The sequence below is a fragment of the Microbacterium sp. CFH 31415 genome, assembly GCF_022538185.1.
Classification (GTDB): Bacteria; Actinomycetota; Actinomycetes; order Actinomycetales; family Microbacteriaceae; genus Microbacterium.
On the sequence record NZ_JAKYXC010000008.1, the window covers coordinates 82077 to 103363 of the forward strand.

Here is a 21287-nt window from a genome sequence, read left to right on the forward strand (position 1 = left end):
TGCGGGCGTGACGCCGACAGGTTGGCGGTTGCCGGTGTCGGCGCCCACGGCTATCGTCTCGGCGTGCGCACGCCGCACACGAGACGGAGGACGACGATGACCTACGCACAGAGCGAGCAACGCGACGGAGCGGATGCCGCGGCCCGGCCGCGGTCGAGAGTCACGGCGAAGGAGTTCCACGACTCCCCCGGCGTCGAGGACTGGCGGGTGCTGTTCTGGGGTGCGCACGTCCACTACTCGACGTCATCGTTCGCGCAGGCGTCCGCGCTGGTCGCCGCGATCGCCGAGGTGGTGGACGAGGTCGGGCACGAGCCCGACGTCGACGTCCGGCCGCACGGCGTCACCGTCCGCACGTTCTCGCGTGCGGACGGCGCGCTGGGGCCGGTCGATGCGGTGCTCGCGGCCGCGATCTCGCGAGCGGCCCGCGGGCTCGGCCTCGAACCCGATCCGTCGCATCTCCAGACGGTCGGCATCGCGGTAGCGGAGGGAGAGGGGGTCGATACGCGTCCCTTCTGGGCTGCGGCGCTCGGCTACGAGAACAACGGCGACGAGGACGCGACCGACCCGCTGCGTCGCGGGCCCCACCTGTGGTTCCACCCGCTCGATCCGGCCAAGCCCGGGCGCGGGCGCACGCACATCGACGTGTCCGTCCCGCGCGACGTCGCCGAGGCCCGGGTGGCCGCTGCCGTCGCCGCGGGCGGACGGGTCGCGCGGTCGAACGCACCGCACTGGTGGACGATCGCCTCGCCCGACAACCACGGCATCGACGTCGCGGCGTGGGCCGACTTCGAGGACGGCGAAGAGGGCTGAGCGCCCGGGCCGCGTTCGCGCCCGGAGTCGTCCGGCGGGCGCGTGGCTGTCGTGCCCGCGGGGTGGCGAGCTCGGAAACCGCGCGGTGGTCAGGGAGCCGGATCGCCGGTCGTCACGACCCCGACATCCCCTTCAGGCCCGGCGTCGCCGCGACGTCGACGGCCGCGGCATCCGCTCCGCTCTCGTCGTCGGTGTGCAGAGACGGTGGCGCCGACGCATAGGCCTCGGACAGCTGGCGGTACGGCTTCGACATGAACGCCAGGAGCACGACGACCAGCAGCACGGCGCTGGCACCGACGAAGGCCAGCGCGATTCCTCTGGCCTCGCCGGGTCCGAGCAGCCAGCCCAGGGAGCCCTGGCCGGCGTCCGAGTCCATGAACGGGATGAGCCAGAACTGCGCCAGCGGGCCGACGACGAAGGCCGAGATCGGCGCGGCGGCCGACTCGACGCTGGCGGCGAATCCGAAGACGCGACCCTGCTTCTCGAACGGCACGACGCGCTGCACGATCGTCTGCTCGGACGCCTCGGCGATCGGCATCAGGCACATGAACACGAGGATGCCGAGGGCGTACAGCCACCACACCTCGCGGATCGCGAAGGTCATGCCGAGGACCGCGATCCCGACGTTGACGAGCAGCATCGTGCGCACCGGGTTCTTTCCGAGGCCGAACTTGGCGACCAGCCCGCCTCCGATGACGAACCCGATGCTGGTGATGCCGAGGATCACGCCCCAGATCTCGACCGAGAAGAGCTCGAGCCCGTACGGGTCCATGAGCGCCATGAAGACCCCGCCGACCAGATTGTTGAAGGTTGAGAACAGGATCAGTGCAAGAAGGCCGGGTACGACCAGGACGGCGGGAATCACGCCCCTGAAGCCAGTTGATCGGGGGGCTGCGCCTTCGACGTGCGCGACACCGCGCTCGGGGATCGGGACGAACAGGAGGTGGGTGAGTGCGATCGCCGTCGTCGCGATGGCGATGACGACGGTCGGGCCCATACCGAGAAGGCCGACCGACAGACCCGAGAACACGCTCGTCACCATGAACGCGATGCCCTGGACCGCGCCGACGAGACCATTCGCCCGATCCCGCCGGTCGGAGGGGACCAGGAGCGTCACCGTGGTCGACAGGGCGATGTTGCGGAGGTTCTCGACCACACCGCCGATCAGGATGACGCCGGCGAACACCCAGAACCACGGGCCGCCCCAGTCGATGAGCACGGTCTCGGGGAAGGCCAGGTAGAGCGCGCCGGCGATCAGGTAGGTCGAGAGCGTCACGACGCTTGAGAGCACCATTACCGCTTTCTTCTTCATGTGATCGACGAGCACGCCGAACACCACGCCGAGCACCGCGACGAGCAGCATGTACGAGCCGCCGATGATCGCGGTGGCCAGCACGGACCGCGTCTCGAGGTAAGCCCAGAACGTCAGCGCCCACCACAGGTAGCTCGAGGTGACGTTGGCCACCGCCGTGTTGGCGAGCACCTGGTAGAACGCGCGCATCGTGTGCGGGCCGGGGCGAACCTGGACGGCGTCGTCGTTCTCCTGCGTCGCGGCGGACGGCTGGCTCATGGGTTTCCTTCTCGCGTGTCGTGGGACGCCGCCGGTGGAGCGGTAGGCTCGATGTGGACACCGTGCACATCGATGTTCACACCGTACACATCAGAGGAGGGCGATGCAATGGTCGCGGCGACGCAGCCCTATCATCACGGCGACCTCCGACGTGCACTGGTCGAGCAGGGTCTTCAGCTCGCGCGCATCGGCGGCCCGGCGGCGATCTCGCTGCGCGAAGCAACGCGCGGAGTCGGCGTCTCGCCCAACGCCGCGTACCGGCATTTCGTCGACCGCGACGATCTCGTCCGGGCGGTCGCCGCCGAGGCGCAGACCGCCCTCGCCCGCGCGATCCTCGAGCGCGTCGACGCGACCCCCTCCGGACTCTCGGCCGCGGAGGCATCCGTCGAGCGCCTCCGGCGCGTGGGCCTGGCGTACATCGACTTCGCCCGCGCCGAGCGCGGCTGGTTCGAGCTGGCCTTCGCAACGCAGGATCCGCAGCCCAGCGAGGGCATCGTGACTCTCGACCACGAAGTGGTGGCACCGTTCCAGCTGCTCCTCGACACGCTCGACGCGATGGTCGACACGGGCGCGCTCTCCGCCGAGCGGCGCCCCTACGCCGAGTGGGCGTGCTGGTCGGCCGTGCACGGCTTCGCCGACATCGCCGTCCACGGCCCGGTCCAATGGCAGCCCGCACCCGTCATCGACGCCCTCGCGGCGGCGGTCGTCGAAGCGGCGATCGTCGGGGTGCGGGGCGCGACCGAGCCGGTCGGCGCCGCACCCGCCGCGTCTTGAGCGGCCGCGGCATCCGCTCGCCCTTGCCTCCCGCCCTGCCGGGGGACGACACTCGGAGTGGATGAGGAGAGCGAATGACAGGTGACCGCCCCGGCGCCGTGCGGCGAGCGCTGTGGTGGGCCGCCGATTACCTCTATGCCGCCCGGCGACAGCTGACGGTCGTGTCGCTGCCGTGGACCTTCGGCCGGCCACGGCCCGCGCCGGCCGCCTGGGCGCACGGATCGACGGGCCTGCCCGAGGTGGTGCTGCTGCCCGGGGTGTACGAGCACTGGACGTTCCTGCGGCCGCTCGGCGACGCACTCTCCGCCGCGGGGCACCGGATCGTCGTCGTGCACGGACTGGGCATGAACCGCCGCAGCATCCCCGACACGTCCGACCGTCTGGGGCGGCTCCTCTCGGCACGACCCGCACCGGCGAGCGGACGCGTCTTCGTAGCGCACAGCAAGGGCGGGCTGATCGCCAAGCACCTGCTCGTCACGTCCGGCGCCGCCGGAGCCGCCGCCGTCGAGGCGACCACGGGCGGCGATCCCGCCGAAGCCGCGGCGAGCGCGACGCCCGAGACCGGCGGAGCGCCGATGGGAGTGCTGGGGCTGGTCGCGGTCGCCACGCCCTTCGGGGGCGCACGCCGCGCTCGACTGTTCGTCGACCCGAGCATCCGTGCGTTCCTCCCCGGCGACGAGACCATCGTGATGCTGGGGCGCGAGACGTCCATCAACGGGCGCATCGTGTCGGTGTTCGGACCCTACGACGCGCACATACCCGAAGGGAGTGCGCTCGAGGGCGCCACGAACGTCGCGGTGCCCACGGCCGGCCACTTCCGCGTGCTCGGCTCGCCGAAGACGCACGCCGCCGTGCTCGAGGGCATCCGCCTGCTCACCGCCGGGTGAGCACCTGACCGTCGTTGCGGTCGAGGATCAGCCGGTGCGGACGGCCGGCCGCCGGGCGAGCGCGCGACGGCGTGGCGGTCGAAGGATCAGCCGGATGCCGCGGCCGGCCGCCACACGAGCGTGTGGCCCGTCGCCTGGAACGCCTCGTTGCCCGCGAGCTTGCCCGTGGTCGTGGTCTCGAGCACGAAGCCCATCGCCTCGTAGAACGCCCGCGCGCTGTTGCCGTCGAGCACCTCGAGCTCTACCGGTCCGGTCGCACGGTCGAGCACGTGCTGCACGAGCGTGCGCCCGATGCCCCGGCGGTAGAGCGCCGGGTCGACGTACGCCCAGGTGATCTCGCCCCGCGAGCCCGCGATGAAGCCGGCGACCCGCCCGTCGACCTCGGCGACCCACACATCGTCGTCGAACAGCCCCTCGTTCTCGTAGGTCGCCTCGAGTCGGAGGTACGCGTCGAGCAGTCCCGCGCCGCCGAGCTCGTCGAGACGGGCCGCATCGTGGATGCGGCAGATGTCGGCCCAGTCGCGATCCTCGTAGGGACGGACGGTCACGGTCATGCGAAGTCTCCTGTCGATCGGGGGGCAAGTCGGTCGGGTGCGTCACGATCCCCAGGCGCGCAGGATCTCGACGTGCCGCAGCAGGAACGCCCGCTCGTCGAGGCGCTTGCGGCGCAGCCAGCCCGTGACCTCGTCATTGCTCTTGCTCGCGTTGCAGGATCGGCACGCGGGCACCACGTTCTCGAACGTGTAGCGCCCGCCCCGCGAGATGGGCAGCACGCAGTCGCGCTGGAAGGGTCCGATGGTCAGACCGCAATACGCGCAGGCGCCCCACGCCTCGACGATGGCCTCCCACTCGTCGACCGTCAGGTCGTTGTCAGCTGCCGCCACGCGACGTGCGCGACGGCGGGACGCGCGGGCTCTGCGGGACTGACTGACGGCCACGCGAGAAGCGTACCGAGGCTGCCGGACAGTGACGGGGAGGGATGCCGCGGGCCGCGGCATCCCTCCTTCCGATCTCTCTCTTCGGCAGCCTCGTGATCAGCCGTTCGCGGTCGGACGCTCTCATGGTCCGTCCAGGCTCCACTGCGGGTTCGTCCAGAACCGCGAGGCAGACTCGGTGCTTTGCGTCCGACCCGAGGATGCCCAGCGCCGCGTCGCCGGCGCGCAACACCGAAGGATTCAGCGTTCCCCTATGCCCCAGAAGCACTCCGTCGCGCCCGCGCGCGCACCCCGTTCCCGTCGCCGCACCTCGCTCCTCGTCGCGGCAGGACTCGTCGTCGGCGTCGCCGGCGCGAGCGCCCTCGCCGCCGCCACCCCCGCCCTCGCCGCCCAGACGGCCGCCGCCGCACTCGCCCCGGTGACCGCCGCCACCCCGGCCGTGCTCGCCGCGACCCCCGGCGCGACGACGCTGCGCGAGGTCGGCGACGACGCCCGCGATGCCGTGGGCGCAGCGCGCGCCGCCTTGGCCGATGCCGGCGCACTCGGTGCGGACGTCGCCGCGGCGAAGCTCGACCTCGGCGTGGCGGACACGTCGGTCGACACCTCTCCCCTGCTCGACGCCATGGAGGAGCTCGACGACATCGAGCTCATGCCGGTGCTCCTGCTGCCCGAGGTGACCGAGAAGCTCGTCGACGCCACCGACGACGTCGAGACCCGCGTGCGTATCCTGCGCGACCGCCTCGACACGGCGCTGGAGAAGAAGGCCGCCGAGGAGGCCGCTGCCGCAGCCGCAGCCGCAGCCGCGGAGGCGAAGCGCATGGCGGCAGAGGCCGCCGCCGAGGCGGCCCGCATCGCGGCGGCCGCGAACACCCCCGAGGGCGCCAAGGCGACCGCACGCTCCATGGCGTCGTCGCAGTACGGCTGGGGCGCCGACCAGTTCTCGTGCCTCGAGTCGCTCTGGACCAAGGAGTCGGGCTGGAACTACCAGGCCTACAACGCCTCCAGCGGCGCCACCGGGATCCCCCAGTCGCTGCCGGGGAACAAGATGGCGAGCGCGGGCGCCGACTGGCAGACCAACGCCACCACCCAGATCGCGTGGGGCCTGCAGTACATCGCCGCGGCGTACGGCACGCCGTGCAGTGCATGGGGTCACTCGCAGGCGACCGACTGGTACTGAGCCGGACGCGGGGCCGGGCCCCCGGCCTCGGGCCTCGGGCCTCGGGCCGAGCCCGCCCGCGCCGCGCTCGCGCTGTCGAAACCTGCATCCGCGGTCGCCGGATCGGGACGCGAATGCCGGAAAGGACAGCGCGAGCCGGATACGCCGAGCCGGATACGCCGAGCCCGAGCCCGCCCAGCCCGATACGCCGAGCCCGAGCCCGCCCCGCCCGCGCTAGCGCACGCGTGGCCGGGCCCGGCCTCCCCGCGACCGGGGAAACGCGTCAGGCGTAGCTGTCGCCGGCCGGGTGCGTCTCCTCCGCGACGTCGCGTCCAATGCCGCCCGGCTGCTCGCGCCGGGTACCGCGGGTGAGGGCGACGTGCGCTCGTCGCCGGTCGTGCACACCCGTGACGATCGTCACGATCCCGTAGACGAACAGCCCCACGACCACGACGGGCAGCGCCCACGCCCGTGCCTCACCGGTGACGACGCTGTTGATCCAGCCGATGTAGGGCACGGAGTACCAGAGCTTGCCGACGATCTGCACGCCCCGGACCGGGTCGGCGTCATCGGCGTCGTTCGCATCGCCGCGGGTGATGAGGAGCGGCTCTCCGTCGGCCGCCGCGCCGATTCCCACGACGCGGTGCGTGACGACGTCGGGCTTGCCGGACTCGAGCTGGTAGGTGATGACGTCGCCCAGGCCGATCTCGCTGATGTCGGCGGGCTTCACCACGACGAGGGTCCCCGGCGAGTACTGCGGCACCATCGACCCGGTGAGCACGGTGTAGGGCTTCGAACCGCTCACGAGCGGCACGATCACGACGACGACCGCGAGCAGCGCGACCAGGGCGAGCACGGCCCAGGACAGCGCGGTCACCAGCATCCGCGGGACCGACACGCGCTCCTCGGCGGAGCGACGATTGCCGGAGCGGGATGCCGCGGCTGTGGCATCCGTCACCGAATCGATCCGCTCATCCGAAGGACGGCTGACGGCGTCGAGGGTGGTCATCGAGAGAGTGTTCATGCGCATGCCAAGCTCTTGTTGAAGAAGATCACGAGGAAGTACGACGAGCGGAACGAGAGGTTCGCGACGGCGACCACGGTGCCCTGCGCGTTGCGGACGGACACGTAGGTCTCCGCCGTCTCGACGCCGCGGGTCGCGGGGTTCGAGAGGGTGAGGGTCTTGCCGTTCGGCGAGATGCTCGCGGGGAAGGCCGCGCCCGTGTCGTCACGCGTGACGGTGTACGAGCCGGACGGCAGGCCATTCGGAAGCGTCAGGACGACGTTGCTGCCACTCGCGGAGCACGCGGCCCATCCGGCGCTCGTGATGGTGAGCTGGGCCTGTTCCTGAGCGGTCCAACTGCGCTGAGCGGCGGTCGCCGTCGTGGTGAGGGTGAGGGTCGGTGCGGGCGCACCCTCACCGGCGAGGGTGTGGGTGTCGGTGTCGGCGACGACGAGCTTGATGCAGGCGTACGTGGTGCCGCCGGCAGCGACGGGCGCGGTCGAGGACCACGAGGAGGACGCAAGCGCGTTGCGCGCGGGGACGCCGGCGTACGTCGCATCGGTGTGGCAGACGCTCGCGGAGGCGGTGAGGGCGACCTGTACGGTGGCGGCGGCAGAAGGACCGAAACCGGATGCTGCGGCCACGGCCACGGAGTGGGACGCCCACGGCGTCGACCCGCTGTTGACGAGCGGGGCGGCGTAGTACTGCGTGGTCTCCCATCCGACGAAGCTCGTCGACGACCCCGCGGAGGCCGGCGCGACCGAGAAGGGCGAGACGGCGAAGGTGCTCGCCGTGGCCGTGAGCGCGACGGGCGCGGTCACCGACCAGTACGCGACGGCCGAGAGCGGCGCGATGACGACCAGTCCGATCGCCGCGATCAGCGCGGTGAGGATCTTCGCTCGCTTCGTCATGGGGAGGGCCTTCTGGGTGCGGGTGGGCGTGGGCCGGGTCAGGGGGCGATCTGCGTGCCGGTGAGCGTGACGCTCACCGCAGCAGACTGGCCCTGCGTGCCGTTCGGCGCGTTCGGGTCGAGGCTCTGCCAGATGCACAGGGTGCGGGTGGCGCCGACCGCCAGCGCGGTCGGGACGGCGATCGTGGTGGTCGCCGTGGTGGCTTGCCAGCGGCCGCTGTCGGCGGGCCACGTCGCGGGCGGAGTGGCCGCGCACGCACCCGTCTGGACGCTGACCGTCAGGACGACGCTGGTGGCGAGACCGCCGGTGGCGGTGAAGGCGGAAGCCACGCTGAGCGGCACGTCGCCGGTGTTGGCGATGGAGCGCGACGCGATCAGCTGTGCGGGCCCGCCGGGGTAGACGCCCGAGTTCGAGCCGCCGGTGCCGGTGATCGTCAGCGCCGCCTCCCCCGTCGACACCGAGACGGCGGGCGCCGCGGTGCTCGAGACGAATGCGCTCAGCGTGCCGGGTGCGAGAACGACCGCGACCGCGACGACGCCGGCGAGGAGTCCGGCGACCCCGAGCGGGGCCTTGACCTTGCTGCGCGGCATCCGTCTACCCGATCTGTGCGAGGTGTGAGTGGGGAGGTGGCGGGAGAGGCCGGGCGCGATTCGGGTTCGCACCCGGCCCTTCCCTGTCTGGGCAGCCGGCTCAGGACGCGCCGTTGGCGGTCTGCGTGACCGTCACGGTGGTCGCGCCGAGGTTCCAGGTCTGGTTCATCGTGGCGGCAGCGGTGTCGCTGGAGGCGCTGGTGCCGAAGGGCCAGCTCAGCGTGAAGACGAGCTTGCCGTCGGCCGTGCCGCTCGCGACAGTGAAGGCGCTGCCGGTGATCGCGGTGCTGTTGTACGTGCCCGCGACGCTCGAGGTGAGGTGCGCGGGGACGGCCGCGTATCCGCCCCAGTTGATGGCGCCGGCGGCGGTGAGGTTCGTGCCGTTCGCCTTGGTCTGGAAGGGCACCGTGTAGATGACGGTGTCACCGGGGACCATCTTGAACGATGCCAGCGTGCTGGTGATGTCCGTCGTCGCGCTGCCGCGCTTGACCTGCCAGGTGGCGCCCGAGGTGAGCGCGACGTTCAGCTCGCCGGTCTGGATCGTGGCCGAGCCGACCTGCGCCGAGCCCTGCCAGTAGGCGAGCGACCCGCCGCCGCCGAGCAGCAGCGCGATTCCGGCGGCGATGGCGATCGTGCCCTTCGTGGACTTCTTCATGATGTTCCCCCCAAGGGATGTTGTGCGGGTCTGGGGCCCGTCTGGTCTGGGGCTCTGCGGTGTTGCGCGGCCTGATGGGAACAGTCTGGAAAAGCGACCGCGTCGTTCACGCACGGGATCCGCAACGTTTCCGCAAGAGAACCCCGAGGGTTCGGGCGAAGCGCAAGACGAAGGACGGTGATTGCTCAGGAGAGCGATCACGCGGAGCTTTCGGCGCGTTCTGCGGCGGATTCGCCGACCTCGAGATCAATCACGAAAAGATAACGCCCAGCCCTTGTCACCGTTACCTTCTCGTTATAGAGTGCTCTCAACGGTCAGCTGTTTTGCTGTGGCAGCTGCCGGCATGTGATTGCAGGACACTCTTGGTGCAAGGGACAAGGGCCGGTCGGGAGCCTCTCCGACCGGCCCTTACTCTCGCCCGTTCCGGGCGTTCGTTCCGATACCGCTCGCGGCTCGGGTCAGACTCCCCCGCCGCCTCCGCCACCGCCTCCGCCGCCGGCCGAGCCGCCTCCGCTCGATCCGCCCGACGTCGATGACGACGAGGCCGTGCTCGACGAGAGGGTCGAGATGCCCGTCGAGAACGCGGCTGCGTTGAAGGCGCTCGAGCCGGAGTACCACCCCGGCGAGTTGCCCTCGCCGTAGAGCACGGCGAGCTGGCGCGCCCACTCCTTCTCCTGCCCGAAGACGACGGCGTACGGCAGCAGGGTCTCGTACAGGCGCAGCATCGCCCGAGGATCGGTCGTGTCGACCTGCACGCGCTCCGCACCCTGCGGCGACTGGAGCATGCGGATCCGGTCGGCTTCGGCCCATTCGATGAACAGCTTGAGCCCGGCGAGGTGATCGCGCGTCTCCGCACCGGCGGCCGTCAACGGCTTGCGTGCGACCATGCCTCCGACGATGACCGTCACGAGCACCGACGCGATGATCAGCACGATGGGCACCCACGGGGTCACCATCGCCTCCAGCGCGGCGAAGCCGGTCAGGAAGACGGCCACGGTCGCGACGATCGCGGCGAGAAGGGGCCACACCCGCACCCGGGCCGGCACCGGACGCCGCAAGCCGCGGTTCACCAGCTCCTGGTTCGCCGCTTTCAGGATGCCCTGCGCGGCCGACGAGAAGCGCGTGTCGGAGCGGCCGAACTCGAACTGCTCACCGACCATCCCCGACGGGAAGAGGCCGTCGAGCAGCATCCGTCCGTCGCCGTCCGCCCGCGACGGGTCGACCAGTTCGGCGCGCAGCTTCACGCCGCCGAACATCTTGCGCTCACCTTCGACGATGCGGATGCTGCCCACCACCGCCTGCTCGAGCACTTCGGCGGGAATCGCCTTGGTCATGAGGCCCAGCAGCAACGCGCTCTCGAGGGCGTCGACGGCGCGGGGCGGCGAGTACTCGGCGATGATCACCGGGCGACCGGGCTCGTCGCTCAGGTGGCGCGCCCGCGTCACGCCGGCGAACACCGCCGCGGCACCGACGCCGAGTGCGGCGATCCCCTGCAGCCAACCCCACGGCGACGCGAGCGGCGAGGGATCGAACGCGGTGAACGTGCCGGCCTCGAACCCGATCGCGACTGTCATCGTCTGATACGGAGCGACAGGAGAAGCGGATGCCTCGACCGCGCCGTCGACGACCGCGATGGGGCAGGTCCGGGTCGACCCCTCATAGCCCACGTAGCAGGCCTGAGCGCCCGTGAGCCGGTCGGCGAGCTCCGCCGGCATCGTGACCCGCGCGCTCACGCGCCCGAACGGCTGCTGCCACTCGGTGCCGTTGACGTTCCAGTAGAGCTCGTCCACACCGGTGTCATCGAAGAACCGCGTGACGTTCTGCAACGTGTACGTGAAGACGTACGTCTGGCGGCCGTGGACGTAGTCGCCGGCGCGCGACGTCATGACGTAGTAGTCGTCGACCGACTCCACCTCGCTCTCGCGCCGCGCTCCGTCGCCGTCGGTGATCGAGGCGAGCTGCGGATGCAGCGGAGCGCCGAGGTACGAATCCGGGATCCGCCGCTGCATCCCGCGGTTCTGGTCGACATCGGGGAACACGGCGACGAACCGCTCGACGACGGTGAGCACGCTCGTGCCGTCGTCAGCCCGGTCGAGTCGATACTCCACGTCGAGACTCTCGAACGAGAAGTCGTTGACGTCGGCATGCGCGGGCGACGCGGCGATCCCGGCGAGGATCGCGCCGGCGCCGAGCAGGAGCGCGAGCAGCCAGACCGCGAGCGCGCGTCCGAGCGGACGCGCGCTCCGGGACACGGATGAGACAGTCCCCATGCGCCCCAGCCTAGGGGTCGGCTTTGGTCGTACTCTTGTCGTCATGACGGATCGCCGCCTCGCTATCGACGCCTGGGAGAGCCTGTTCCGGGCACAGCACGAGGTGTTCGGCGACATCAATCAGGACTTCCACGACGACACCCTGAGCCAGGCCGAGTACGACGTCCTGCTCACCGTGACGCGCGGCGAGAACATGACCGCGCGCCTGCGCGACGTCACCGCGAACATGCTCATCAGCCAGCCGAGCGTGTCGCGGCTGGTCGAGCGCATGGCGACGCGCGGCCTCATCGAGAAGTGCGCCGATCCCGACGACGGCCGCGGCGCGCTGGTGCGCGCGACGGACGCCGGAGCCGCGATCTTCCGCAAGCTCGCGAGCGCGCACGGCAGGGCGATCGCCGAGCGGATGTCGCTGCTCAGCGACGAGGAGCTCGCGCAGCTGCGCGACCTCACCGGCAAGCTCCGCAAGCGCCTTCCCGAGACCTGACCGACCCCGCTGACCGCGCTACGGGGTGCGCCGGCGGAGGGTCGACGACGCGAGGACCAGTGAGCCGACCAGGAACGCCGCGACCACCAGCAGCGGGCCGTACACGTCCCACCCCTCGTCGCCCGCGGTCACCGCGTTGATCGCGTCGATCGCGTAGCTCAGCGGCAGCACGTTCGAGATCGCGTACAGCGCCTCGGGCATGTCCTCGCGAGGCATGAACAGCCCGCCCAGCAGGATCTGCGGGAAGACGATGAGCGGCATGAACTGCACCGCCTGGAACTCGGTGCGGGCGAACGCACTCGCCAGCAGCCCGAGGGCCATCCCCAGCACGGCGTCGGTCACGGCGACGAGCCCGAGCTGCCAGACCGGTCCGTCCGTCCCGAGACCGCACACCCACACGGCGAACGACACCGTCACGACGGCCTGCAGCATCGCCATGAACCCGAAGGCGAGCGCATACCCGACGATGAAGTCCGCCTTGCCGAGCGGGGTGGTCATCAGCCGCTCGAGGGTTCCCGACCGGCGCTCTCGCAACGTGGTGATCGAGGTGATGAGGAACATGATGATGAAGGGGAAGAGCGCCAGGATCGGGGGGCCATAGATGTCGAAGACGCCCTCCTGGTCGCTGAAGAGCCACGCGAAGAGCCCGACCAGCAGGCTCGGTGCCACGAGCATGAGGGCGATCGAGCGAGGGTCGTGGCTCAGCTGACGGAGGATCCGCGCCGCCGTCGCGAGGGTACGCGTGCCGTTCATTCGCCCGGCTCGTCTCGCGCCTCGCGCCGGGTCGACGGCCGGTGCTCGGCGGCGCCCGCGGCATCCCGCTCGATGAGCGCGAGGAACGCCGCATCCGGATCCGTCTCTCCTGTGTCGGCGATCAGCCCCTGCGGAGTGGTGTCGGCGATGATGCGCCCCGCGCGCAGGAGGATGAGCCGATCGCAGCGCAGCGCTTCGTCCATCACGTGACTGCTGACGATGATCGTGGCGCCGGTCTCGGAGATGCCGCGGAACATGTCCCAGAGCTCGGCACGCAGCACGGGGTCGAGGCCGACGGTCGGCTCGTCGAGCACGATCAGTTCGGGCGTCCCGAGCATCGCGACCGCGAGCGATACACGACTCTCCTGCCCGCCGCTGAGCGAGTCGACGGTCTGCTTCGCCTGGCCCTCGAGCCCGACCTTCTCGATCACGCGTCCCACGTCGGACCGCGGGGCGCCGATCACCTGCGCGAAGTAGCGGAGGTTCTGCTCGATCGTCAGGTCGCCGTACACGGACGCGGCTTGTGTGTCGTATGCGACCCGACGGCGCTGCGCCGTCGTTCCCGCGGGCGATCCGAGCACCGTGACGGTGCCGCCCGCCACCTTCTGCACGCCGACGATCGACCGCATGAGCGTGGTCTTGCCGGAGCCCGACGGGCCCATCAGACCGGTGATCTGCCCGCGCGGGATGTCGAAGTCGAGGCCGCGGAACACGTCGGTCGAGCCGCGGCGCACTCGCAGGCCGCGCACCTCGACGGCGTGGCCCGATGCTTTATTCACCACGCGATGAATTATTCGCCCGGCCTGCCCGCCCGTCAAGGGCTAGGAGCTCGGATTGGTCGCCTTGCCGTCGAGCCAGAGCATGTCGGACGGATCGGAGTGCGCGGTGCCGGTGCCCACATGCTTCGCGCTGATCTGCGGCCCCTTGGTGATCACGTGCACGAGAGCCATCGCGTGACCGCGCCCGAGCCCGTAGTCCTCACCCAGCCACGTCACGATCTCCCCTGCCTTGGTGCCGGGACCGAAGCCCCTCTCGGAGGCGAGTTCGATGAACTGGCGCGGAGTGAGCCCCGTCTTCTCCTCGACGTTGTCGAGATATGCCTGGAACGTCATGTCTTCCTTCCGTGTCGTCGTCAGTCGTACAGGTAGTGCTGGACGGTCGGGCCGACTCGCTCGACGATGTCGTCGAGCGATGCCTCGGCCAGGCCGGGCAGGCGCAGCACATGGCGCGCGATCAGCATGCCCGCGATCTGCGATCCCGCAAGGGTCGCGCGGAGCTCGGCGTCGGGCACTTCGAGCGTCCGGGCGATGCGCCCGATCAGCTCTCGCGAGAGGAACCCCGCGACGAGGGGTGTCGTCAGCTTGTTGCCGATCGCCGTCCGCAGCAGCGCCACACCGCGTCGCCTCGCCTCGGGCACCTCCCACGTCTCGAGGACGTAGCGCACGATCCGCTCGCCCACCTCGTGTCGCGGGCCGGCGAGGATCTCGGGCAGCGCGAGGTCGGGCCGCATCGGCGCGTCGATGACGGCGCCGAAGAGGTCGGTCTTGGTGCCGAAGTGGTGGTGGATCAGCGCCGAGTCGACGCCGGCGCGCGCCGCGATCCCCCGGATCGTCGCACCGTCGTAGCCGGCGCTGCCGAACTCCTCGATCGCCGCCGCGAGGATGCGGTCGCGCGCATCCGACTCGCCTGCTCGGGGTCGACCGCGGCGCCGCTTCGGCGCGGGAACGACGTACTCCACCACGCGCTCAGCCTACGACCGCCCCTCCGACACGGGCCACCGCGGCGGCAGAGAGGCGCGGCATCCGCTCACCAGCGGTTGTGCACCTCTTCCGCCCAGCCGACGATGCCGTCGAAAGCGATCTCCTCGCCCTCGGCGGTGCGGAACGTGCCGCTCCACGTTCCGAAGCACTGATCGGTGCTCGATGCGACGACGCCGAGATCGGTGCGAGTGCGCTTGTCGTAGAAGGGCGCGAAGGATGCCTCGAGCCCGCCGCCCGACACACGCCAGGGCTGGCGCCAGCGCCACAGGTCGTAGTCCCAGGCGAGCTCGTCATGGATCTTGTGCAGCCGGCCGTCGATGAGCATCGAGTTCTCGGTCGAGCCGGTTCCCTCGGTCCACCTGCCGCCGACCTGGATGCCGATGACCCGGCCGTCCGAGACGCCGGATCCCGCTCCCCAGTTCCATCGGATGTCGTAGGGCCAGCGGCCGCGACCGTGGTCGAGCACGGCCCAGGACTCCCCGGCCGGCACGTCGAAGACCTCGCCGTCGAACGCGACGCGTCCTGACGCCGGTCGCGCGACATCCTTCACTGTGTACTGGAACCGACGCCGGCTCCACGGCACGACGACGGCCAGGCGCTCGTGTGCCTGCGGCAGCTCGGCGACGACGTCGAACGACGCACGGAGTGTCGCCGCGCGCAGCCGGGTGCCGCCGTCGACCTCGTCGATGTCGATCGCCAGGTCCTTCGCCCGCGCTCGGGACGGACCCTGCTCGAGACTCGACGGCAGCGTCGCCCGGCCGAGTACGGCCGAGACGTTCGTGCCGATCGCGCGCTGCGTCGCGCGGTCGAACACCCACACCTCGCTGACCGCCGCGTAGTCGATCGACGACACCGTCAGCGCCATGATGTGCGTCGGGGTGATGACGTTCCAGTACTCCCACCGCTTGTTGCGGCCCCACCCGCGCCCGATCCCGCGGGTGTCGACGAGGGGCTGCCTGGCCCATCCGATCGCGTCGGGATTCAGCTCGCCGTTCGGGAGCGTCAACGGCACGGGGGTGGTCAGTTCGCGTTCGGACACGGCTCGATCCTAGGCACGCACGACACCGCCCCGCGGCCGGAGGGCTGCGGGGCGGTGGCCGGCGTCAGGTCCCGCGTCACCCGGGTCACGGGTCGCCGGGGTGGCCGGGTCGTCGCTTGCGGTCACTGCTCGATCGGCTGCGGCTCCTCGCGGCTCTCCTGCGCGGTGATGGTCTGCGCTCCGGTGCCGGCTTCGACGCTGGAGCGGACCTCGATCTTGCGAGGCTTTGCCTTCTCGCTCACCGGGATCGTGACGCTCAGCACGCCGTTGCTGTAGTCGGCGGTGATGCTGTCGGTGTCGATGCCCTGACCGAGGTTGAGCTGCCGCAGGAAGCTCACGGCCTCGCGCTCGCGGGTGATCCACTTCACACCTTCGCCGGTGGTGAGGGACCGCTCGGCGCGGATCGTCAGCAGCTGCCCGTCGACGTCGATGTCGACCGATCCGGGGTCGATGCCCGGCATGTCGGCGGTGAGCACGTAGTGGTCGCCGTCGCGGTAGAGGTCCATCGGCATGCGGCGGGGTCCGCGACGCCCCTCCATGAGGCTCGACGCGAGGCGGTCGAAGTCGCGGAACGGGTCGTACGTGGCCATTGTCTACTCCTTCTGTTGCGATGTGCGGATTGATCTCAGAGTTGAGTCGACTCGACTCAACTACTCACAGATTAGCACTCTCGCATGGAGAGTGCCAGCCCTTTCAGCGCCTGAAGGATGGGCGGTCAGCACTCGATGACGTTCACCGCGAGGCCGCCCTCGCTCGTCTCCTTGTACTTGTGCGACATATCGATCCCGGTCTGCCGCATCGTCTCGACGACCGCATCGAGAGAGACGTAGTGCGAGCCGTCGCCGCGCAGCGCGAGCCGGGCCGCCGTCACCGCCGTGGACGCCGCGATCGCATTGCGCTCGATGCAGGGGATCTGCACGAGGCCCCCGACCGGATCGCACGTGAGGCCGAGGTGGTGCTCCATCGCGATCTCCGCAGCGTTCTCGATCTGCCGGTTGGTGCCGCCCATCACGGCGGTCAGCCCGCCCGCCGCCATCGCGCACGCCGATCCCACCTCGGCCTGACAGCCACCCTCCGCTCCCGAGATCGACGCGTTTGCCTTGAAGAGCGAGCCCAGAGCGCTGGCCGTGAGGAGGAATCGACGGATGCCGCGGCGACGGTTCGCTTCGGCGACTGCCGCGTCATCCCACCCGGACGTCTCGTCCGGCGCCGCGGCGTGCCCGTCGTAGCCGAGCAGCGCACTGCCCACGAGCTCGCCGTACGGAGTGACGGCGTTGCCGGCGCCGAGACCGGAGTCGGCGAGGAACCGCCACCAGTACATCGCCACGGCGGGAAGGATGCCGGCCGCCCCGTTCGTCGGAGCGGTGACGACGCGGCCCCCTGCGGCGTTCTCTTCGTTCACGGCGAGCGCGAACGCCCCCAGCCACTCGCCAGGGAGCTCGCGGCGCCCGTCCGACTCGGCCTCGTCCAGCTGCACGCGGATGGCTCCGGCCCGGCGCTTCACCTGCAGCATGCCGGGCAGCACGCCCTCGGCGTGGAGTCCGGCGTCGACACAGCCCGCCATGGCGTCCCAGATGGCATCGAGCCCGCTCGCGATGTGCTCGTCGTCGCGAAGCGCCTCCTCATTGATGCGGGCGAGCTCGGCGATCGTCAGCCCGTGCTCGTCGCACAGTGCGAGCAGCTCCTCGGCCGACCCGTAATCCAATGGGAAGCTCGCCGTCCGCACACGTGGCGGCTCGCCTTCGCGCCGGATGAATCCACCGCCGACCGAGTAGTAGGTCTCGCGAAGCACGAGTCCGGGGTCGTCGGCGGCGTGCTCGAGGGCGGTCGCGGCGGCGCCTGCACCGAGCGCGTACGCGGCGCCGGTCTCGCGGACGGCGGCGGTCGCGGCATCCGCTCCGATCCGTCTCGGGCGTCCGCCGCCTGTCGTCGACCAGGCTTCGAGGGTCATGGCGTTCGGGTGCCCGGGCAGCCGGGTGCGCGGCTCGAAGACGACGTCGTCCTTCGCGAAGGGGATCGCGTGCGTGCCTGCCAGCGGCAGCTCCGCACCCTCGCGCCACGCCGCCCACGCCGAGCGCACGACGTCGGGATCGACGGTCTCGGGCTCGAGGCCCATGAGTCCGGCGACGACGGCGTCGGGCGTGCCATGGCCGATCCCCGTGGCGCCGAGCGAGCCGTAGAGCGTGCACGTGACGCGGGCGACGGAGTCGAGGACGCCCTCCTCGCGCAGACGGACGACGAAGTCGAGGGCGGCCCGCATGGGACCGACCGTGTGGGAGCTCGAGGGTCCTACACCGATGGAGAACAGCTCGAACGCCGAGACGTAGGCGCTCACTCCTCCAGGCTACGCGGTCGCGCCGACAGAATGCCCCCCGTGATCACATCGAGATGAGCACGATGCCTCAGGCACCGCTATCGACGTGCGCACAGTGGCGCGTCTGCTCAATCGCGTGTGAAGAAGTCCACCGCGGCCCGGCGGAAGTCGCGCGATCCCGGGGCGTTGAAGTGGTGACGGTCGGGCAGCTCCACGAAGTCTCCGCGCGGTGTCGCCGCAGCGAGGGCGCGCGAGCGCTCGAGGATCGCATCCTCCGAGCCGGTCGCGAACAGGATCGTCTGCTGCGGCGGCCGATCGGGATCGGGATCGGCGTCGCCGAGGCGCATGCCCTCGGCCAGCGCGACGAGGGCGCGCAGATCGTTGCCGGGCACCCGCTCGGCCAGCGTCACGTAGTTGCGCGTGACCTTGTCCTCGACGGGCGTGCCGTGGTCGGCGTAGGCGCGGGCCTGCTCGATCTGCAGGCGCGCGAGCGGGCGTCCGTCGGGGATGCCGCCGAGCACGGCGCGCTCGACGTGCTCGGGCGCGTTCACCGCGAGCTGCCACCCGACGCGTGCGCCGAGCGAGTAGCCCGCATAAAGCACAGTGGCGAGGAGGTACGTGTCGAGAACGGCCACCAGGTCGGCGGTGAGCGCCTCCATGCCGTACGCCTCGGGCTCGTGCGGCTTGTCGCTGAGACCGTGACCGCGCTGATCCACCCCGAGCACGCGGAAGCCCGCGCGGGTGAGGTCGCGAACCCAGCCGGTGTCGACCCAGTTGTCGCGGCAGCTCGATGCGAACCCGTGCACGCACAGCACGGTCGAGGCCCCGTCATCCTCCCCCCACGAGTAGGTGGCCAGGCGGTGCCCCTCCGCCGACATGACGAACTGCGGGGCGGGCATCTCGGTGAGGGCGGGGAACGCGGCATCCACTCGCCCATTCTTGCGCGGGATGGATGCCGCGTCGCCACCCCTACGGACGCTGGAACGCGATCAGCCCGACGGTGTTGCCCTCGGGGTCGCGCAGGAACGCCTGCCATTCGTCGTGCCCGGCCGGGCCGAGCGTGTCGTCCTCGTGACGGAAGATGACGTGTGGATGCGAGACCACCTCGGCGAGCCCGCCGAGGCGCTCGATCACCTCGTGGACGTTGGGCACGCGCAGGTAGATCAGCGACGACGGCGCGTTCCGGTCGAGCAGCAGGCGAACTCCGTCGAGGTCGAAGAACAGCAGTCCAGGCGGATCGAACCGCGCCTTCGGCTCGGTCTGGAGCAGCGCGGAGTAGAAGTCCGCTGCGCGGTCGAGATCGTCGGCATGCTGAGCGATCTGCACGAGTTCCATGGCGGACATTCTCACGCGAGCGGATGCCGCGCACCAGCGCCCTCGTGACCCGTCGACCGCGCCGCGCCGGACGTCGCCTCTTCCGGTCGGCAGTGGCGTGCGCAAGAGTAAGCCTCATCGAGCAAACCGGAGGTCGATCATGCTCTTCGCTCTCTACATCATCCTGCTCCTCGGCGGCATGTATCTGGTGGGCATCTCGTTCGCGTCGCCCATCCTGCCGGGACTGGTGTTCATCGCCGGGATCCTGTGCATCACCGCCGCGGTGGCCGTGCCGATCACGATCCAGCGCGCCGACAGCGGCGTGCATCGCTCACGCGACTGAGTCACGATTCGCGCCCGTCGAACGCAGCGGATGCGGATATTACAGCCTCTCGGCCTCGCAGGGTATAGGTCGGTGTGAATGGTCAGCACCTTGTTAGCGTGACGGACGCATGACGAGCACCGCGTACCCCGGCGGCGCTCACAACGGAGGAGGAATCATGCTCTGGACAATTCTCGGACTCATCATCATCGGCCTGATCGCCGGACTGATCGCCCGCGCGATCATCCCGGGCAAGCAGAGCATGGGCATCCTGATGACCATCGTGCTCGGCATCGTCGGATCCTTCGTCGGAGGCTTCCTCGGATTCCTTCTGTTCGGCGCCGATCCCAACGGCGGCTTCCTTCAGCCGGCCGGCATCATCGGCTCCATCATCGGCGCGATCATCGTGCTCGGGCTGTACGTCTTCTTCGCGCGTCGCCGCAGCACCAGCACCCGCTGACGCAGGGGCACTCACGGGGCCGGTTCCCATCGGGGCCGGCCCCGTCGCCGTGTGCGGGCGGTGGCCTCCTCGACGCCGGTGGGTCTGCCGAAAAAAGCCTCCGACTTGCCTTTTTCTGCTTTCGGGCTATGGTGAGGGGCATGTCAGATCCCATCGTTCCCTTCGCTCCGCTGCGCGGCACCGCCGTCGGCGCGGCGCGGACGGCGATGGAACTCGCGGGAGCGCGGCACGAGGTGCTGCCGCCCCGGATGACCGGCGGAGCTGATGTGCTCTACCGCTCCTTCGCCCGCGCTGCGCCGCCCTGAGTCCCGGTTCGATCCCGGCCATCCGGCTATCCAGCGCGTCGCATCTGCGGCGCGTTTTTTCGTACCCGAAGGAGACACCCATGCCCATCGCATCGTCGCTCCCCGCACGCCCGGGACACTCGGCTCCCCTCCCCGTGACATGGTCGCCGGTGGCACTGAACGCCCGCCTCGACGCCGAGCGTGCCCTGCACGCCGTACCCCGGCTTCCCCTCCGTATCGTCGCCGAGGCCAGGCTCACCGTCGGCCGCATCATCTCGCAGGTCGAACGGCGCGAACTGACGCAGGCAGACGCGACCGAGCTGCTGCGCGACGTGGCGCACCGGCTTGCCGAGGCGCGGCTCGTCGAGGAGGCAGCGCACGCCTCCAGGGCCGACGCGCCGCTCCATCTGGGTTGAACGCGACCCATCCGGCCTCGCAGAGGCCGCCTACCGATACTCCACTGAAGAAAGCAGGACCACCATGCTCGCCGACAACGCAGCCCCCACTCTCGCGGAGCCCCAGCTGGATCTCGACGAGATCCGCCGTGCACTCGACACCGAGCTTCAGCGGCGCGAAGTCATCGTCGAGGAGCTCGCCCCTCGCGCCATCCCCAACGTCGACCCCGTCGCGTACATGACCGCCGCGGCCACGCGTCGTGAGATCGACCAGATTCGATCGGCGCTGGGCAGGCTCGAGGCGGGCACCTTCGGCTCGTGCACCCGTTGCGGCGGAGCCATCGCCGCCGGACGCCTGGAGGTCCTGCCCCACGCCGAGACCTGCATCGATTGCCAGAGCCATGTCGAAAGCTGAGCGCGCCTCGTCGCCGCACCCCTCGGGCACCGGTGCGCTCCGCGCGCTTCAGCTCAAGACGCTGCTCGCGGGACTCCCCGCTGCGTTGGCCGGCCTGCGCGGCGAACGCTCCAGGGAGCGCGTCGCGCGGCATCCCTCCTCCCCTTCCGAGCGCGTCGCCGCGAAGTGGCACGCGCTCGGGTGAGC

The 21287-nt window shown here is 70.6% G+C and carries 28 protein-coding genes; 11 read left to right on the forward strand and 17 right to left on the reverse strand.

Going from position 1 to position 21287, the window contains the following annotated elements:
* The first annotated feature begins 96 nt into the window (after positions 1 to 96).
* Complete coding sequence (locus tag MK786_RS10290; RefSeq protein ID WP_241112143.1) at positions 97 to 810, forward strand: VOC family protein; 714 nt, start codon at positions 97 to 99, stop codon at positions 808 to 810.
* Between the two features lie 112 nt (positions 811 to 922).
* Here the strand turns inward: MK786_RS10290 and MK786_RS10295 are convergent, their stop codons facing one another.
* On the reverse strand, positions 923 to 2380 hold the full coding sequence (locus MK786_RS10295; RefSeq protein ID WP_277397478.1) for an MFS transporter: 1458 nt from the start codon (positions 2378 to 2380) through the stop codon (positions 923 to 925).
* Positions 2381 to 2488: 108 nt separating this feature from the next.
* Between MK786_RS10295 and MK786_RS10300 the strand changes: the two genes are divergently transcribed.
* Positions 2489 to 3154 carry a TetR/AcrR family transcriptional regulator gene (locus tag MK786_RS10300; RefSeq protein WP_241112144.1) on the forward strand — a complete coding sequence of 222 codons (666 nt, stop codon included), beginning with the start codon at positions 2489 to 2491 and terminating at the stop codon, positions 3152 to 3154.
* A 74-nt stretch (positions 3155 to 3228) separates the two neighbouring features.
* The gene (locus MK786_RS10305; RefSeq protein ID WP_241112145.1) at positions 3229 to 4041 is read left to right on the forward strand and encodes a hypothetical protein; all 813 of its coding nucleotides are present in this window, start codon (positions 3229 to 3231) and stop codon (positions 4039 to 4041) included.
* 86 nt (positions 4042 to 4127) lie between these two features.
* On the opposite strand, the gene MK786_RS10310 is transcribed toward MK786_RS10305, so the two are convergent.
* Both MK786_RS10310 and MK786_RS10315 read right to left on the reverse strand, forming a co-directional pair.
* Positions 4128 to 4595, reverse strand: coding sequence for a GNAT family N-acetyltransferase (locus MK786_RS10310; RefSeq protein WP_241112146.1), 468 nt, complete (start codon positions 4593 to 4595; stop codon positions 4128 to 4130).
* Between the two features lie 42 nt (positions 4596 to 4637).
* Positions 4638 to 4979: an HNH endonuclease gene (locus MK786_RS10315; RefSeq protein WP_241112147.1), complete on the reverse strand. Its 342-nt coding sequence runs from the start codon at positions 4977 to 4979 to the stop codon at positions 4638 to 4640.
* Between the two features lie 250 nt (positions 4980 to 5229).
* Between MK786_RS10315 and MK786_RS10320 the strand changes: the two genes are divergently transcribed.
* The gene (locus MK786_RS10320; protein WP_241112148.1) at positions 5230 to 6153 is read left to right on the forward strand and encodes a phospholipase; all 924 of its coding nucleotides are present in this window, start codon (positions 5230 to 5232) and stop codon (positions 6151 to 6153) included.
* Between the two features lie 262 nt (positions 6154 to 6415).
* Here MK786_RS10320 and MK786_RS10325 read toward each other — a convergent pair whose 3' ends face one another.
* The 5 genes from MK786_RS10325 to MK786_RS10345 form a co-directional block, all read right to left on the reverse strand.
* Entirely contained in the window at positions 6416 to 7141 is a 726-nt protein-coding gene (locus MK786_RS10325) for a signal peptidase I (RefSeq protein WP_241112149.1), read from the reverse strand.
* Positions 7142 to 7152: 11 nt separating this feature from the next.
* Positions 7153 to 8046 carry a hypothetical protein gene (locus MK786_RS10330; protein ID WP_241112150.1) on the reverse strand — a complete coding sequence of 298 codons (894 nt, stop codon included), beginning with the start codon at positions 8044 to 8046 and terminating at the stop codon, positions 7153 to 7155.
* A gap of 38 nt (positions 8047 to 8084) precedes the next feature.
* On the reverse strand, positions 8085 to 8636 hold the full coding sequence (locus MK786_RS10335) for a hypothetical protein (RefSeq protein ID WP_241112151.1): 552 nt from the start codon (positions 8634 to 8636) through the stop codon (positions 8085 to 8087).
* Positions 8637 to 8736: 100 nt separating this feature from the next.
* The gene (locus MK786_RS10340) at positions 8737 to 9291 is read right to left on the reverse strand and encodes an alternate-type signal peptide domain-containing protein (protein ID WP_241112152.1); all 555 of its coding nucleotides are present in this window, start codon (positions 9289 to 9291) and stop codon (positions 8737 to 8739) included.
* A 458-nt stretch (positions 9292 to 9749) separates the two neighbouring features.
* Positions 9750 to 11561: a DUF2207 domain-containing protein gene (locus MK786_RS10345; protein WP_241112153.1), complete on the reverse strand. Its 1812-nt coding sequence runs from the start codon at positions 11559 to 11561 to the stop codon at positions 9750 to 9752.
* A gap of 43 nt (positions 11562 to 11604) precedes the next feature.
* Here MK786_RS10345 and MK786_RS10350 point away from each other — a divergent pair, with 43 nt between their 5' ends.
* Positions 11605 to 12045: a MarR family winged helix-turn-helix transcriptional regulator gene (locus tag MK786_RS10350; protein ID WP_241112154.1), complete on the forward strand. Its 441-nt coding sequence runs from the start codon at positions 11605 to 11607 to the stop codon at positions 12043 to 12045.
* A gap of 18 nt (positions 12046 to 12063) precedes the next feature.
* On the opposite strand, the gene MK786_RS10355 is transcribed toward MK786_RS10350, so the two are convergent.
* From MK786_RS10355 to MK786_RS10395, 9 genes are all read right to left on the reverse strand, one after another.
* Positions 12064 to 12798 (reverse strand): ABC transporter permease, encoded by a 735-nt coding sequence (locus MK786_RS10355; protein ID WP_241112155.1) that lies wholly within the window; start codon positions 12796 to 12798, stop codon positions 12064 to 12066.
* Positions 12795 to 13580 carry an ABC transporter ATP-binding protein gene (locus MK786_RS10360; RefSeq protein ID WP_241112156.1) on the reverse strand — a complete coding sequence of 262 codons (786 nt, stop codon included), beginning with the start codon at positions 13578 to 13580 and terminating at the stop codon, positions 12795 to 12797. The genes MK786_RS10355 and MK786_RS10360 overlap by 4 nt, the downstream gene beginning before the upstream one ends.
* A gap of 39 nt (positions 13581 to 13619) precedes the next feature.
* Positions 13620 to 13910, reverse strand: a complete 291-nt coding sequence (locus MK786_RS10365; protein WP_241112157.1) for a DUF4287 domain-containing protein — start codon at positions 13908 to 13910, stop codon at positions 13620 to 13622.
* Positions 13911 to 13930: 20 nt separating this feature from the next.
* Complete coding sequence (locus MK786_RS16455; RefSeq protein ID WP_241112158.1) at positions 13931 to 14539, reverse strand: TetR family transcriptional regulator; 609 nt, start codon at positions 14537 to 14539, stop codon at positions 13931 to 13933.
* A gap of 65 nt (positions 14540 to 14604) precedes the next feature.
* Positions 14605 to 15597 carry a DUF2804 domain-containing protein gene (locus tag MK786_RS10375; protein WP_241112159.1) on the reverse strand — a complete coding sequence of 331 codons (993 nt, stop codon included), beginning with the start codon at positions 15595 to 15597 and terminating at the stop codon, positions 14605 to 14607.
* Positions 15598 to 15719: 122 nt separating this feature from the next.
* Positions 15720 to 16187 (reverse strand): Hsp20/alpha crystallin family protein, encoded by a 468-nt coding sequence (locus MK786_RS10380; RefSeq protein WP_241112160.1) that lies wholly within the window; start codon positions 16185 to 16187, stop codon positions 15720 to 15722.
* Positions 16188 to 16312: 125 nt separating this feature from the next.
* Positions 16313 to 17932 carry an L-serine ammonia-lyase, iron-sulfur-dependent, subunit alpha gene (locus MK786_RS10385; RefSeq protein ID WP_241112161.1) on the reverse strand — a complete coding sequence of 540 codons (1620 nt, stop codon included), beginning with the start codon at positions 17930 to 17932 and terminating at the stop codon, positions 16313 to 16315.
* A gap of 107 nt (positions 17933 to 18039) precedes the next feature.
* The gene (locus tag MK786_RS10390) at positions 18040 to 18840 is read right to left on the reverse strand and encodes an alpha/beta fold hydrolase (protein ID WP_241112162.1); all 801 of its coding nucleotides are present in this window, start codon (positions 18838 to 18840) and stop codon (positions 18040 to 18042) included.
* Positions 18841 to 18880: 40 nt separating this feature from the next.
* The gene (locus MK786_RS10395) at positions 18881 to 19246 is read right to left on the reverse strand and encodes a methylmalonyl-CoA epimerase (protein ID WP_241112163.1); all 366 of its coding nucleotides are present in this window, start codon (positions 19244 to 19246) and stop codon (positions 18881 to 18883) included.
* Positions 19247 to 19385: 139 nt separating this feature from the next.
* Between MK786_RS10395 and MK786_RS10400 the strand changes: the two genes are divergently transcribed.
* The 6 genes from MK786_RS10400 (at position 19386) to MK786_RS10425 (ending at position 21285) form a co-directional block, all read left to right on the forward strand.
* Complete coding sequence (locus MK786_RS10400) at positions 19386 to 19568, forward strand: hypothetical protein (protein WP_191764108.1); 183 nt, start codon at positions 19386 to 19388, stop codon at positions 19566 to 19568.
* A gap of 157 nt (positions 19569 to 19725) precedes the next feature.
* Positions 19726 to 20007, forward strand: a complete 282-nt coding sequence (locus tag MK786_RS10405; protein WP_241112224.1) for a GlsB/YeaQ/YmgE family stress response membrane protein — start codon at positions 19726 to 19728, stop codon at positions 20005 to 20007.
* Between the two features lie 140 nt (positions 20008 to 20147).
* Entirely contained in the window at positions 20148 to 20312 is a 165-nt protein-coding gene (locus MK786_RS10410; RefSeq protein WP_241112164.1) for a hypothetical protein, read from the forward strand.
* An 80-nt stretch (positions 20313 to 20392) separates the two neighbouring features.
* Positions 20393 to 20707, forward strand: coding sequence for a hypothetical protein (locus MK786_RS10415; protein WP_241112165.1), 315 nt, complete (start codon positions 20393 to 20395; stop codon positions 20705 to 20707).
* Between the two features lie 64 nt (positions 20708 to 20771).
* The gene (locus MK786_RS10420; protein ID WP_241112166.1) at positions 20772 to 21101 is read left to right on the forward strand and encodes a TraR/DksA family transcriptional regulator; all 330 of its coding nucleotides are present in this window, start codon (positions 20772 to 20774) and stop codon (positions 21099 to 21101) included.
* The gene (locus MK786_RS10425) at positions 21088 to 21285 is read left to right on the forward strand and encodes a hypothetical protein (protein WP_241112167.1); all 198 of its coding nucleotides are present in this window, start codon (positions 21088 to 21090) and stop codon (positions 21283 to 21285) included. Before MK786_RS10420 ends, MK786_RS10425 begins: the two co-directional genes overlap by 14 nt.
* Positions 21286 to 21287: the final 2 nt, after the last annotated feature.

Excerpts from the sequence above, each read along its gene's own strand:
- MK786_RS10290 (WP_241112143.1), top strand. The coding sequence starts at position 97 with ATGACCTACGCACAGAGCGAGCAACGCGACGGAGCGGATGCCGCGGCC.
- MK786_RS10295 (WP_277397478.1), bottom strand. The coding sequence starts at position 2,380 with ATGAGCCAGCCGTCCGCCGCGACGCAGGAGAACGACGACGCCGTCCAG.
- MK786_RS10300 (WP_241112144.1), top strand. The coding sequence starts at position 2,489 with ATGGTCGCGGCGACGCAGCCCTATCATCACGGCGACCTCCGACGTGCA.
- MK786_RS10305 (WP_241112145.1), top strand. The coding sequence starts at position 3,229 with ATGACAGGTGACCGCCCCGGCGCCGTGCGGCGAGCGCTGTGGTGGGCC.
- MK786_RS10310 (WP_241112146.1), bottom strand. The coding sequence starts at position 4,595 with ATGACCGTGACCGTCCGTCCCTACGAGGATCGCGACTGGGCCGACATC.
- MK786_RS10320 (WP_241112148.1), top strand. The coding sequence starts at position 5,230 with ATGCCCCAGAAGCACTCCGTCGCGCCCGCGCGCGCACCCCGTTCCCGT.
- MK786_RS10325 (WP_241112149.1), bottom strand. The coding sequence starts at position 7,141 with ATGACCACCCTCGACGCCGTCAGCCGTCCTTCGGATGAGCGGATCGAT.
- MK786_RS10330 (WP_241112150.1), bottom strand. The coding sequence starts at position 8,046 with ATGACGAAGCGAGCGAAGATCCTCACCGCGCTGATCGCGGCGATCGGA.
- MK786_RS10335 (WP_241112151.1), bottom strand. The coding sequence starts at position 8,636 with ATGCCGCGCAGCAAGGTCAAGGCCCCGCTCGGGGTCGCCGGACTCCTC.
- MK786_RS10340 (WP_241112152.1), bottom strand. The coding sequence starts at position 9,291 with ATGAAGAAGTCCACGAAGGGCACGATCGCCATCGCCGCCGGAATCGCG.
- MK786_RS10345 (WP_241112153.1), bottom strand. The coding sequence starts at position 11,561 with ATGGGGACTGTCTCATCCGTGTCCCGGAGCGCGCGTCCGCTCGGACGC.
- MK786_RS10350 (WP_241112154.1), top strand. The coding sequence starts at position 11,605 with ATGACGGATCGCCGCCTCGCTATCGACGCCTGGGAGAGCCTGTTCCGG.
- MK786_RS10355 (WP_241112155.1), bottom strand. The coding sequence starts at position 12,798 with ATGAACGGCACGCGTACCCTCGCGACGGCGGCGCGGATCCTCCGTCAG.
- MK786_RS10365 (WP_241112157.1), bottom strand. The coding sequence starts at position 13,910 with ATGACGTTCCAGGCATATCTCGACAACGTCGAGGAGAAGACGGGGCTC.
- MK786_RS10380 (WP_241112160.1), bottom strand. The coding sequence starts at position 16,187 with ATGGCCACGTACGACCCGTTCCGCGACTTCGACCGCCTCGCGTCGAGC.
- MK786_RS10395 (WP_241112163.1), bottom strand. The coding sequence starts at position 19,246 with ATGGAACTCGTGCAGATCGCTCAGCATGCCGACGATCTCGACCGCGCA.
- MK786_RS10400 (WP_191764108.1), top strand. The coding sequence starts at position 19,386 with ATGCTCTTCGCTCTCTACATCATCCTGCTCCTCGGCGGCATGTATCTG.
- MK786_RS10405 (WP_241112224.1), top strand. The coding sequence starts at position 19,726 with ATGCTCTGGACAATTCTCGGACTCATCATCATCGGCCTGATCGCCGGA.
- MK786_RS10410 (WP_241112164.1), top strand. The coding sequence starts at position 20,148 with ATGTCAGATCCCATCGTTCCCTTCGCTCCGCTGCGCGGCACCGCCGTC.
- MK786_RS10415 (WP_241112165.1), top strand. The coding sequence starts at position 20,393 with ATGCCCATCGCATCGTCGCTCCCCGCACGCCCGGGACACTCGGCTCCC.
- MK786_RS10420 (WP_241112166.1), top strand. The coding sequence starts at position 20,772 with ATGCTCGCCGACAACGCAGCCCCCACTCTCGCGGAGCCCCAGCTGGAT.
- MK786_RS10425 (WP_241112167.1), top strand. The coding sequence starts at position 21,088 with ATGTCGAAAGCTGAGCGCGCCTCGTCGCCGCACCCCTCGGGCACCGGT.